Origin of the sequence: Buttiauxella sp. BIGb0471, assembly GCF_024807715.1 — a bacterium.
GTDB classification, from domain to species: domain Bacteria; phylum Pseudomonadota; class Gammaproteobacteria; order Enterobacterales; family Enterobacteriaceae; genus Buttiauxella; species Buttiauxella agrestis.
Genome location: NZ_JANUEU010000013.1, coordinates 1 through 11,968, shown reverse-complemented (window position 1 = coordinate 11,968; position 11,968 = coordinate 1). Strand labels below are relative to the sequence as shown.

General features: G+C 53.4%; 19 protein-coding genes and 1 pseudogene. All 20 read left to right on the top strand.

Features of this window, described 5'->3' with window-relative positions; translation table 11 throughout:
- Positions 1 to 942: pseudogene (locus tag M2371_RS21525) on the top strand (hypothetical protein); the annotation flags it as partial.
- Positions 943 to 982: 40 nt separating this feature from the next.
- Positions 983 to 1,717: a phage baseplate protein gene (locus M2371_RS21520; RefSeq protein WP_259268651.1), complete on the top strand. Its 735-nt coding sequence runs from the start codon at positions 983 to 985 to the stop codon at positions 1,715 to 1,717.
- Complete coding sequence (locus M2371_RS21515; RefSeq protein WP_172893671.1) at positions 1,714 to 1,890, top strand: hypothetical protein; 177 nt, start codon at positions 1,714 to 1,716, stop codon at positions 1,888 to 1,890. The genes M2371_RS21520 and M2371_RS21515 overlap by 4 nt, the downstream gene beginning before the upstream one ends.
- Entirely contained in the window at positions 1,887 to 2,210 is a 324-nt protein-coding gene (locus tag M2371_RS21510) for a hypothetical protein (protein WP_259268650.1), read from the top strand. Before M2371_RS21515 ends, M2371_RS21510 begins: the two co-directional genes overlap by 4 nt.
- A 98-nt stretch (positions 2,211 to 2,308) precedes the next feature.
- Positions 2,309 to 2,551 (top strand): type II toxin-antitoxin system RelB/DinJ family antitoxin, encoded by a 243-nt coding sequence (locus M2371_RS21505; RefSeq protein ID WP_259268649.1) that lies wholly within the window; start codon positions 2,309 to 2,311, stop codon positions 2,549 to 2,551.
- Positions 2,541 to 2,840 carry a type II toxin-antitoxin system RelE/ParE family toxin gene (locus tag M2371_RS21500; RefSeq protein WP_259268648.1) on the top strand — a complete coding sequence of 100 codons (300 nt, stop codon included), beginning with the start codon at positions 2,541 to 2,543 and terminating at the stop codon, positions 2,838 to 2,840. Before M2371_RS21505 ends, M2371_RS21500 begins: the two co-directional genes overlap by 11 nt.
- A 159-nt stretch (positions 2,841 to 2,999) precedes the next feature.
- Complete coding sequence (locus tag M2371_RS21495; protein ID WP_259268647.1) at positions 3,000 to 3,179, top strand: hypothetical protein; 180 nt, start codon at positions 3,000 to 3,002, stop codon at positions 3,177 to 3,179.
- A gap of 60 nt (positions 3,180 to 3,239) precedes the next feature.
- Entirely contained in the window at positions 3,240 to 3,443 is a 204-nt protein-coding gene (locus M2371_RS21490; RefSeq protein WP_259268646.1) for a hypothetical protein, read from the top strand.
- A 33-nt stretch (positions 3,444 to 3,476) separates the two neighbouring features.
- The gene (locus M2371_RS21485) at positions 3,477 to 3,998 is read left to right on the top strand and encodes a hypothetical protein (RefSeq protein ID WP_259268645.1); all 522 of its coding nucleotides are present in this window, start codon (positions 3,477 to 3,479) and stop codon (positions 3,996 to 3,998) included.
- 55 nt (positions 3,999 to 4,053) lie between these two features.
- Entirely contained in the window at positions 4,054 to 4,902 is an 849-nt protein-coding gene (locus M2371_RS21480) for a tyrosine-type recombinase/integrase (RefSeq protein WP_259268644.1), read from the top strand.
- 154 nt (positions 4,903 to 5,056) lie between these two features.
- The gene (locus M2371_RS21660) at positions 5,057 to 5,242 is read left to right on the top strand and encodes a helix-turn-helix domain-containing protein (protein ID WP_404979419.1); all 186 of its coding nucleotides are present in this window, start codon (positions 5,057 to 5,059) and stop codon (positions 5,240 to 5,242) included.
- 140 nt (positions 5,243 to 5,382) lie between these two features.
- Positions 5,383 to 7,971, top strand: coding sequence for a primase-helicase family protein (locus M2371_RS21470; RefSeq protein ID WP_259268642.1), 2,589 nt, complete (start codon positions 5,383 to 5,385; stop codon positions 7,969 to 7,971).
- Positions 7,972 to 8,601: 630 nt separating this feature from the next.
- The gene (locus M2371_RS21465; protein WP_259268641.1) at positions 8,602 to 9,096 is read left to right on the top strand and encodes a hypothetical protein; all 495 of its coding nucleotides are present in this window, start codon (positions 8,602 to 8,604) and stop codon (positions 9,094 to 9,096) included.
- Entirely contained in the window at positions 9,086 to 9,454 is a 369-nt protein-coding gene (locus M2371_RS21460) for a hypothetical protein (protein WP_259268640.1), read from the top strand. Before M2371_RS21465 ends, M2371_RS21460 begins: the two co-directional genes overlap by 11 nt.
- On the top strand, positions 9,451 to 9,690 hold the full coding sequence (locus M2371_RS21455) for a hypothetical protein (protein WP_259268639.1): 240 nt from the start codon (positions 9,451 to 9,453) through the stop codon (positions 9,688 to 9,690). Before M2371_RS21460 ends, M2371_RS21455 begins: the two co-directional genes overlap by 4 nt.
- Before the next feature lie 385 nt (positions 9,691 to 10,075).
- Complete coding sequence (locus tag M2371_RS21450) at positions 10,076 to 10,447, top strand: hypothetical protein (protein WP_259268638.1); 372 nt, start codon at positions 10,076 to 10,078, stop codon at positions 10,445 to 10,447.
- The gene (locus M2371_RS21445; protein ID WP_259268637.1) at positions 10,440 to 10,634 is read left to right on the top strand and encodes a hypothetical protein; all 195 of its coding nucleotides are present in this window, start codon (positions 10,440 to 10,442) and stop codon (positions 10,632 to 10,634) included. The genes M2371_RS21450 and M2371_RS21445 overlap by 8 nt, the downstream gene beginning before the upstream one ends.
- 1 nt (position 10,635) lies before the next feature.
- Entirely contained in the window at positions 10,636 to 10,869 is a 234-nt protein-coding gene (locus M2371_RS21440; protein ID WP_259268636.1) for a hypothetical protein, read from the top strand.
- A gap of 114 nt (positions 10,870 to 10,983) precedes the next feature.
- Entirely contained in the window at positions 10,984 to 11,163 is a 180-nt protein-coding gene (locus M2371_RS21435) for a hypothetical protein (RefSeq protein WP_259268635.1), read from the top strand.
- Positions 11,160 to 11,968, top strand: an 809-nt coding sequence (locus M2371_RS21430) for a tape measure protein (protein ID WP_259268634.1), incomplete at its 3' end; no start/stop codon positions are given. The genes M2371_RS21435 and M2371_RS21430, both read left to right, overlap by 4 nt.

Below are 11,968 nucleotides of genomic sequence, written 5' to 3'. Positions count from 1 at the left end.
AACAACGTCAACGACGCCACCAAAGGCATCCCGCGTGCAGCCAAAGCGCTGATGCGTATCTGGACTTCTTTAAAAACGACCGTCGGCGACCTTGTCGACCAGTTAGGCGGATTGGATGGCGCACTGGTGCACCTGGGCCGCGCTGTTACTCCGCTGGCACTGGTATTCGCGGGTTTAATGGCGTTTAAAGCGTTGGCGTACCTGACCACACCGATCGGCTTAATTACGGGCCTGGCAACGGCGATCGGCCTTCTTTATGACGATTACACGACGTGGAAGGAAGGCGGGGAAAGTTTCATTAACTGGAACGAATGGAAGCCGGAGATCACCGCCGCCACTGATGCTGTTTACGGGCTGCGCGACGCTTTAAAGTCTATTTTAGGCATCGACTTCGCGAACTGGACTTTAAAAGGCGAGCTTAAAGGCCTGGCGGACAACTTTAAAGAACTGACCGAGATGGGGCGGCAGCTTGCCAACATGTTAAACGCGTTAGCGGCGGGCGACTTCACAGCAGCGGGCAAAGCTGGCAAAGCGTTAATGACGCAAGGCCAGGACAAGCCATCAGCAACGCCAGGCGTGGAAGCCAGCGCAAACAGTGCACGCGAAGCAGTGTTCGCACCGTTCCAGGCCATCGACGACTACGTCAAAGGGCTGTTTGACAAATACCTTGTTGCAGGCGGCAGCGGGATGGGCGGGAACAAGCAACCGGCGGGCGTTCAAATGCCGCCAGCCGGTGCACCGGGCGCAGCATTACCGAAAACAACAACGGTAAACAATAACGTCACCGCACCGCAGACGATCAACGTGACCAACAACATCACGGCGGCACCAGGGCAAGACCCGGCCGCAATCGGGAGCGCGGTAACAAATCAAATGCAGTTCAAGTTAAAAGACTACGGCTTCGATGCTAACTCCCTGGTCAACGCTGGCGGCGCTAAATAATCCAACACCCGCCAGCAATGGCGGGCTATCGAGGTGACAAATGATTAACTATTCAAGCACGGGCAACGCCACCAGTAACAACTCCACCAGTACAGAGGATTGGCTACGATCTAAAGTGAATGATCATGTTTCTTTCCTGTTCCAGGACGCAGGCGACAAAGTTTTTCATATTGATATGACGGGCTTTAGCTCAATGTCATTTGACGTTATTGAAGACGAAACGCATCGCATGGCGGCAGATGTGACGCAATTCCCGACAGAAGGCGAAGTCGACATCACCGACAACATTAAGGAAAAGCCGTTTGAACTGTCGATCAGCGCCTTTATATCTGACACGCCGGTTTACGGCATCGTAAATGAGGTTATGGCATACGCTGATCGCTTCCTGGATGGACAGAGCAGAACGGCGGCGGCTTACAACCAGTTAGAGGCACTTTGGAAGCAGAGCATCCCGATGGCCGTAACCACGCGTTACAAGCAGTTTACCAACATGGCCATCACCAATATCGAGATCCGCCGGTCGCCTGATATCGGTAAAGCGTTGGTTGTCGATATGTCCTTCCGACAAATCCGCGTTGTGTCGGCACAGCGCGGCAAAGTACCACCAGGCATCGGCAGATCCGGCGCACAGGCTGACAACGCCACGAAGACGCGCGCAGGTGTGAAGGCGGATGCCGGTAAATCTACGGGCCGCAGTGTGTCAGATATCAAAGACGCGCCAAAGCCGGTACAGCAGAACGCCAGCGCATTAAAAGTATTGTTGGGGCGCAAATGAGCGCCGTTATCGATGTGCTGAAACATGGCCCGCATACGCTGCGGGACATACTCAAAAAGGCCAGCGAAGCGGAAGTCGAAGCGCTACTCGATGCCGGTGTTATTTGTTGCCTGCAACGGTACCCCGACCCGCTCGACTGCGTTTTCGGCGTGTATGCGGAGGCGTTGAAATGATCAGACTTTGGCTTACTCGATACAGGTTACGCCGGTCGCTGTTCACGGCGTTTGATTCATTCAGCGCCCTGGTAAACGGTCGCCCGTTTGAACTGGTCACGCGTCCTGGCTGCGCAGTGGTGGCAACGGCGACCCTTGACCCGATGCCGGTCGCTGAATTTATGGCAAAGCATCCGGGCAATCCGGTACCGGCGGACAGCACCCACATCACCCCAACGCTTGAACGTCTGATAATGTCACCACCCGGCGGGCCTTGTCCTGGCGATAACGTGGCGATGGTTCGGGAATACTTCGACCGGTGGAAAGCCCGCCAGTTTTAACCAACAAAGGCCGCTAATCAGCGGCCTTTCTATTGCCTGTTAACCGGTTGTCGCTTATATTGTGTATACACGAATGTAACCACAAAGGAGCCGCAAACATGGCAACTATGAACATCCGCATCGACGACGATTTAAAGGCGCGTTCTGGTGCAGCGCTTGAAGCGTTAGGCGTTACAACGTCCGAAGCCGTTCGCCTTGTCCTTGAATACGTCGCGCAGAATAACCGTTTGCCGGTGCAAGTCGCACTACTGGCAGACGAAGACGCGGACATCATCGAACTGGCGCGCGCTCGCCTGGCTAACCCTGGCAAACGGATCCGCGTGAAACTCGATGACCTATGAGATTGATTTTTACGAAGACGCTTTCGCCGAATGGCACAAGCTGGATGCCAGCGTCCGCGAGCAGCTTAAAAAGAAGTTAGCGAAACTCACAGCCGCGCCACACGTACCGAAGAACCGCTTACACGGCCTGGATGGTTGCTACAAAATCAAACTCCGCGCCGCTGGCGTTCGCCTGGTCTACAAAGTGGAAGACGGCGAATTAATTATCCTGGTTGTTGCAGTCGGCAAGCGCGATAAAAACGCCGTTTATGACTCCGCCCGCGAACGACTCTTCGCCACCGACAAATAGCCCGCCATCTAGCGGGCTTTTTTACGCCTGGCGCTTATGGTTTACCGAATAGAAATTCCGTAAACCGATTGTCGCTTGATTGCTTAAACTTGCATCAGATCCCAAAGGGATCTATATTGATAGCTGATTTAAACCGGTTGTCACTTAGGAGCGCTGACGATGGCCAAAGCAAAAGGCGAGAACGCCTTCACCAATCAAAGAGGCATCCGCTTTACCGAACAGCAGTTCGCGGCACTGGAAGCGGAAGCAAAACGACGCGGCGACCTTATCGGCGTAGAAGTCACCGTCGCCGACGTTGTCCGGGCGCTGGTTAACGAGCATTTGATAAAAAATGGCTAACACTGGCGCAGTGCTACACCTTGCCGATTTTGTCGACCTGGAAACCGGAGAACCTAACAGATGCGCGCACTAATCCTTATCCTGGCGCTGTCTGCCGTTGCACATGCAGAAACCGTGACGTGTCGCCCGACATGGAACGGCGAGCGTTGCAGCGATGGCAGCGTAACCCGTGAGTATGGCGGGAAGACCCGCACCACTAACCCGGATGGCACTGTCGAGACTTGCCGACAGTACGGCGACAAAACTATTTGCGAACGCAAATAATTAATCAGACCTTTTAAAAGAGATTAGTTAAAAATGGCTTCTCAACAATCCGCATTACTGAGCAATCTAGCGACACACGGTTTAAACGCAGCAATTGCCGCAGGCCGTTTATCACTAACGGAACCAACACCACCGCAAGACGTCAACGACTGCAACAGTCACGAAGACGAGAAAGGTTACATGTTCACCGAGATCGGCGGACGTCCTGCCGTGGTGAACTGGCAGAATGTCGGATGGGGTGAGTTACGCGTGTCCGTGTGGTTCGATTTCGACGTCGACAAACACCCGCAAATTAACTTAACGGGCAATAGTAAAGAGACTTTCACGGGCGCGCGTCCGCTTGCTAAAAACCAACACTACCCGAAGTTTGTCGGCGCGTTTGTGGCTTTCTGGCTTGAGCGTCGCACAGGGGTTTATATCCAGACAAGAGATGGGCAACCTGGCGCAATAGCGACCATTGAATCATATATCCGCCGCCGTTCTCTTCCAGACCTTGAAGCCTTGCCGCAGGCCGTGCCGAATGGCTACAAACTTTACGGCAAATTCAGAATGTAATTGTTTGAAGCCCGATTTATCGGGCTTCAATTCATTGCCTAATAAGGGCTTAAAAATGACTACAGATAAATTAGAAGTCGCGCCGGTTAAATCGCTGGAAGACTGCGCCAAACTGCGCCGCATATGCGCGAAAATCGGCGGATGGGTTCACCTGTTCCACGAAATCAGCCTCGAAACAGGATGGCGAACGTCTGACGTTTGCCGCCTGCGCTTCGATAACATCAACTTTAAGACCGGCAAAACGTCGATCACGGTTGCCAAACAGACCCGCGCGGCGCAGACAAAGGCTTTTCGTACGCTGGCCCGCAAATTCATAGCGCCACGCCTGGACGCCCCTGATCTAACCATCTTCGAGTACCGCCGGTTAACGACACTCAAAACCGAAGCAGAGTTTAAAACCGTGCTTACGGATACTGAGTTCGCTTTATGCCAGGAAGCCGCCAGCAAAGCGAAGGTTAAGCCCGACTCGAAGACGCTTTCCGCTAACACGGTCAAAATGATTGAGCGGCTGCGGGAGAAGGACAGCGGCGAAGAGTACGTTTTTGCGCGGCAGTTTACCGAAGCACGCAACCGTAAAGACCTCGATGGCCACATCAGCCGCCAGGCAGTATGGAAGCGCTTTAAACAGATCGGCGAAATGCTCGAAAACGACGGCGTAACGTTCACCCCTGGCTACGGTTTCAGCGCCTATAGCCTGCGTAAAACCTACATATACCGCGTTTATGCCAACGCTAAAGCGAAAGGCAAAGATGGCTTGTCTACTGCGCGCGACGCCGTAGGACATAGCGACATCGCCGTAACTAAACGTTACGTCATGCTTGATTATGACGAGGCGCAGGAAATTTCCGCCGAACTGTTCAAACAGACCGGTAAAACGATGCTAAACGCGGCTTTAGCGGCCTGACGCAACCCGCCGGAATAAAGCGATTTTCGCTTCGATTAGTGCAACTTTTTACCGTCTATTTTTGACGGTGTTCGTGTTTGCGTTACAAATTTGCGCCAAGCGAACAAACCGATCTACACTGCATCCGTTACGAACAAAAAAGAGGCTTTTTATTATGGATTTACGGGACAAAATGAGCGCGCCAGAAGTAGCAGCCGCGATCGGTTGTCATATCCGAACCGTGCAGCAGTGGCAGACGCGTAACGCACCAGGTAAACCACGCGCGGAGAAGATAGGCCGCGATTGGTACTTCAATCGGCAGGAGGTCGCCGAATATGCAGCGAAGAAAAAAGGGCAATAAAAAACCCGCTTCGGCAAAAAGCGGGTTTTTCAAATCGGCACCGGTCGGCAAAACCGGAACTGACAACAAATTTTCAGGGCTTAATAATATGACCGATCGGGCGAAAGGTTCAAATTTTAAACACCTAGCGGGGGCCATAAATGACAACCGCTAATACAGATACTAAACCAGTTACGGGACTGTCGCAACCCGCCACACCTGCTTTTACCGTGTCTTTCGGCGCTGGTAAGTTCGGTTATCCTGGCGACCCTGTCGCATTCAACGACGTTAACGACCTCGCCGACGCTATCGAAGCAAACGCCCGCGTTATGCGCTTCCCGATGAATATCAGCGCGGAAGAGTACGCACGTAAGAAAGAGCGCGGGCCGTGGTTAATGCGAGCTATCGACGAAGAGCACGCCTTAGCTACCGACGAGAACGGCACGGAGCACTGGCACCGCCGAAAAGGTTCGGTAACGGTCTGTAATTTCCTTATGTTTGACGCCGACAAGATGCCGAAAGGTACTTACGCCCGCGTTAAAAAGGCGTTGCCGCTTACCAGCCGCGCGATGCTTATGTACAAATCCACCGGCTACGGCATGGAATGCAAAGGCGAACTAGAAGCCTTCCGCATCCTTATCCAGTGCAAGCCAGTAGCGGCAGACATTGCCGAAGCGGTCACGGCGTGGATGCGTGACAATCTGGCCCGCCAGTTCGACGGCGGCGAGTGGGATGCCTCCTGCGACCAACCGACCCGCATCGTTTATCTGCCATTCATGGGCGAACCTGTCGACGCGTACGACGGCGACCCGCTCGACTGCGCCGCCCTGTTCACTGAGCACGGTTTAACGCTGGTCAAGAAGGGCCGCGACGGTATGACCCGCGAAGAGCAGGATGCGGCGTTGCCAGCGTTCGGCGTATTTGCTGAGTTCGCGGCCTGGTGCCTCGATACCGTCAACGACGCTAAGATCGTCAAGAAGCCCGATGGCCGTGTGGCATTGCAGATGCCCGGACAACAGCCGGAAAAGTACAGTGACGGTGAAGACGGCGGCGATGGCTGGAATATCTACCCGCCATCCGGTACCTATGAGATGGCCGTATTCCATAGCTTGCACACGGTAAACGAACCATCGGAAACCTTCGGCATTCAGGACGCGATCGGCGTGCTGGCGAAGCGTTACGACACCAAAGAACCCGCGAAACTTTACGCAGCAGCGCTTAAAAAACGCGTTAGTAAACCGAAGACGCCTTCGGTAAACCATACGCCGGTAAGCGCTGCAAATAGCGATATGACAACGCCAGGGCCTGCGCCTGCCGGTGTAACCGCGCCGCTTGTCGAATTTACCTTCCCGCCGTCATTCGATTGGCCCGAAGATCTGGACGACGCTGATGCACCGGCAGAAGACGCCAGCGAAGCGGAGCAAGCCGCATATGCTAAAGCCCGTGAACAAGTGCGCATTCAACGCCATCAGCATTACGCGGCGCGTTATATCTATATTGCACGCGGGAAAGAGGTTATAGACCGCAGCTTGTCGCCGAACGTGCCGCCTTTGAAGTGGGACGAGTTCAAAACCGACCGTCTGCCGGAATACTGGATCGATGCCAAAAGCAAACCGCATCTTTATTCTGAGTCGTGGCTTCGGTCTAAGAACAGGGAAAGCGTGCACGAAACCGGTTTTCTACCAGGTGCGCCGCGTGTCTATTTCGACCGTGAGGACGGCGTGCAGAAGGTGAACACGTTTTACATCGCGCCGTTCGTTCAGACCACCGCAGAAGACCGTTTGAAAGATTTTTTCTGGTTGGTTGAACGCACGCACCCGGACGCCAAAGAAGCGGGCCTTTTTTATGACTGGCTGGCGGTTACGTTCCGCTACCCGTCGTTAAAAATACCGTTTGCACACGTCAACATCTCGCCTGCTTACGGTTCGGGCCGTGGTCGCCTTATTAAGATTATGTCCTGGCTGTTAGGCGAACGTAACGTCGGCATCACGACACCGGCAGACATAAGCGAGGATCGTTACCATGACTACATGTTCCGCCGTCTGGTTACTGTCGTTGAAGAAGGTGACGAAGACGCCAACGGCAAGCGCATCAAGATTGCCGGTGTATGGAACGACGTGATCACGTCCGAACGTAGGATGCTTAACCTTAAGTACGGCGGGAAGTATGACGAGCACCTTTATAATAATGTGTTTATGGCGCTGAACGATTACAGCTTATCAATCAGCAACGGCGATCGCCGTATTCAGGCTACAACCGGCGCAGCCGCCGACGTTGCAGACCCTGGCCCCGTTGTTTGGGGGCGTGTCGACTCACTGGCCCGCGATCACGACTTCCGCAACCAGTTAGCATCATGGTTATGGCGTCGCGACCTGTCCGACTTCGACTTCCGCGCCCCTGATAAGACGTTGCCAGCCCGCGAACGTCTGTTAATGAATAGCGGAACGTTTGAAGAACAACTCGCCCGCGAGATCCTGGAGTCGTTACCGTGTGCCGTTGTACCGGCGGCATATATCGGCGAGATAGTCGCTAAATTCTGCGCACGTTCGGAAAATAAAGACCTGAACCAGTTAGCAGTTAAGCGAGCGGTAAATAAAATCGCTGCGCTCGAAAAGGTTGTCGATTACAGCCCGGAGCATAAAGCCATTAAGTGCCGTGTATTCGACCCGAAGTTAAAACGAGGTTTTGCGGACGTATTACGCAGTGGTTTTAACGAAATCGAGATTGCACGACTTTCACGTAAAAAGTGACCTACCGAAAAAAGGTAGGTCGACTCGAAGCCCGCGCAAGCGGGCTTTTTTGTGCCTAAACCTACCAAAACACCTAAAAACCTACCTAAAACCTACCGCTTTTTTTAAATTTTGGTAGGTCGTTAAATTCATGATTTACATAATAAAAACAGCTAAAACCTACCAACCTACTAAATAATTAGTTAATAAAGATATATAAAAAAAAGATAGGTAGATGTGTGTATATAGTCCTGGAAGGATCAGATCGGTAGGTCGTAGGTTTTGCTATAGGTGTATGAATTTAAAGGAAAAAACACCTTAATTTTTGGTAGGTCGGTAAAATATCAATGACTTACGTGATCTATGGGCGATCTCTTTTCGACGCTTCAACACGTCCCCAACTGGCTAACGCATGGCCCGCCGTTGATCAGGGGAAGGGCAAAACAAAAAGAGTTAACCGCGTTATTTGCTTCGCAACTAACACGGCGGTAAACCGAAACGCAGTTCGGTAAACACAACCAAAGCGACAAGCAGATAAGCGGTTGTCACTTATCCCCTTACATCACGCTGACACCCTCGACGTTACAAATTCTGAGCAAATGACCCGATAGAGGAAAATAGAAGGCATCGACATTTACGGGACAAAATCACATGCCACGAACACCGAGAAAACAGCCAGCAGATGCGCGAGGTACAACGGCGGGATCGCAAAAAACTTTCTTCCAGAAGGGGAGAGCGAAAACCGGCGGGCGTAAGAAACGGGATGACGTCTGGCAGATGCTGGAACGTGCCGCAGAGATAGCGCACGAACGCCAGGGCAACACGTCAATTGAACAACAGACGGCGGACGAGTTCGTCGCAGACCTGATCGAGCAGGTGAAGCGCATCAGCCCTGAAACCGCGATGAAGACTTTAGCGCCGCTGATCTACCCGAAAGCCCGATATAAGCCGCTCGACATTGAAGTCGATTTGACGAGTGACGCAGGTATCGCGGCGACATTGGAAAAAATCGCCTTGCAGATGGCAACCGGTGGAGATGTCGCCAGCCTTGAAGCGCTGTTTAACACCGTGTCGGCGGTGCAGCAGTCGCGCGCCCTGGCGCTGGAAATGGATCTGAGCCGGAAGGAGTTAGCCGATGGCGTTTAACCTTGACCGCCTGCGCCGCCAGCGCTTGAAGACGGCGAAAACGCGAGAAACTGCCCGCCTGATCAGTGGTCGCCCAACATGGGACACGCACCCACGGACGATGGCCAGCGTGAAGCGGGCGCAAATATTCGCAGCGTCCAACGGTTCAAACGATCCGGCTGAGTTCTTCGGCGACGATTGGCGGCGTTATTGCTACCCGTTGCACGCACTGGCGGCGCACTTCCGCGATAAATTCCCGAACGACCGCGATGCGCTTGTCCTGGCTAAAGAGTTCGACCAGTTCGCAGCAGTCGACCCCGATGCCTGGTCGCCGGTTGACTACTGGATTGAACACGCGGCAGCGGAATTAATCGCATGAACATCAACCAGACCCCGAAAATGTACAAAGCGAAAGACGCGACCGTAATCACTGCCGTTAATGCTGACGGTGTGCCGGTACCGTTTACCGTAACGTTGCCAGCGTGCAAAGGTGAGTCACAGCATACAAACCTTTGCTTAGGGCCTGGCGTGGTCTGCTACCTTGCCGCCGACCAGCCTTTAAAGCTGGTCGAAACGCCCGCCGATACCTTCTACGACATACACGGCGAAAACTAGCCAAAAATTCAGGCCGTGGCGCTGTTTTCACGGCCTTACCCTTCCCACGATACCAACCAACGGCAGAACGTCACCACGGCCCGCACAGGAAGCTATTCACAAATACAGCTAAACCGTTGAAACGGCGAACGATCACCGCGTTATTACCTATTCACGCCAAAGTTTACCGATCCGTAATTCCGTGCACATTGTCCAGTAACTTATTGATTTAGATGCAAAAATACACGTTACAAATTTTACTTTGTATTTTTGCAGGTACAAACTGTCTCTAACAAGGTGGTTTCGTCGCTGCCTTGCGTGCCTGTCGCACCTAAAGCCCACCTTTGCCGCGTTCCATATAAGCGCGGTGAAGGTGGCACCCAACAACCAACCAGGAGATCCGCCCGTGTCCATTGCTGACCAGGTGTTAAACAACAAACGCGCCGCCTATGACGCCAACGTCCGCACCTTTGCAAATGGTCGCGGCTATGAATTTCAGGTCGATTTTAACCAGGACGCCATCGACGTTGCCCGCATGACCAACAACCCGGACGCAAATTATTTTCTGTCTGACGTGGCGCGAGTCCTGATCGACTTCGTGGAAGCTGGCGAGTCTTATCGCGTCCTGAACGCTACCGAAGCGTTTATCCAATCCGTACGCCGTGAAGCCAAGCGCCGCGCCCTGGTTATCTGGTTCGGCCTTGCCAAAGACCAATACGGCAACCCCGTAAACTGCGCAGAACGCCTATTAACCTTGAGAGATTCCATCTATGACTAGCACCGACGCGAAACGCCAGATCCTCGCTAAACAGCCGGGGAAAGAGTTTTCCTATTTGAACGCCAGCGCCCACATTGTCGATGCTGCGTACGCGGGCTACATGGCCCAACACCATCCAGAAATTCGCACCGACGAGATCGATGGCTATGCAATGGCGCACGCAGCCGCAACTACTAAGGGCGCTTAACATGGCAACCCCTCGCGAAATTACCGACCGCCGCCGCGTGGTTATCTTGCTGGCGAACGGTTTAACGGCAGCGCTGGCAATGGATAGCGAAGCGCTCGACACGGCGATCACCGACTTAATGATCGAGAAAGTGGGCCACAATGACGACATTGAAATCGCCGAACAGATTTACAAGGGCGTTGAAGCGGCAATGTTTGCCGAAGCCGTCCAGCACTTGAGCGAGGCTACAAAATGATTATTCGACGCAGAAACCGCGCAGCGGTTGCCCGCACCATCGCTTTTGCATTGAAACGCCGTAAGGCACGCCAGGAGGCAGCAGCAGCGGAACAGCCGGAGGACTTCGCCACCAATGGAAATATTTATCATGTTAAACGCGATTCTTGATTTAACGCGCGGGCTGTTCGACCTGACACGGCGACCCGCGCCACCTTTACCGCTTGACGATTCAGTCAACCAAACCGCCGAAAATGGCGGTTTTGTTGTTTCTGGAGCACCGCAAAGTGACAACCACAAGAAGGCGGACGAATGAACATTCGCGAATTACTAATCAAAATCGGCGTCGACACTGGCGATGCCGTGCCTGAACTGAACAAAGTAGATCGGGCCGTCGACGCCACTAAGCGCAGTTTTCAGGCGCTAAACGGCGTGCTTACTGCGCTGTTTGCAGGCGGTGCCATTAAAGGAATTTTGAGCACTGCCGACGCAATGCAGGATCTGCAATCGCGCATCGGTTCCGCAACCGGCGACCTGAGCGGCGCAAATGCGCAGCTTAACGACCTGGCAAAACATGCTAACGATAACCGGATGAGCGTGGACGCTTACGCGGATTCATGGGCGAAGTTTGAAACCGGCATGGTACGGATGGGCAAGACATCCGACGACACGACCGACCTTGTCGATGGCCTGTCGGCTGCGTTCCGCGTTAACGGAACGGCGGCGGCTACGTCACAAGGTGCGCTCTTCCAGCTTACGCAGTCAATCAGCGGCGGCACTGTTCAAATGGAAGAACTAAACAGCCTGATGGACGCGCAGGGCAATTTATACGTAAGCGTCGCGGAGGATATCGGCGGCACTACCACAGCGTTTAAAAAAATGGTTTCGCAGGGGAAAGTAACCTCGAAAATGCTTGCGGAATCGCTGATCAAAAACACCCGCAAATACATTACGCAACTGCGAGAAATGCCGCGCACCCTGGGCGACGTCTGGACGGTAGTTTCTAACGACGTGAAGATGGCCATCAACAACGTCAACGACGCCACCAAAGGCATCCCGCGTGCAGCCAAAGCGCTGATGCGTATCTGGACTTCTTTAAAAACGACCGTCGGCGACCTTGT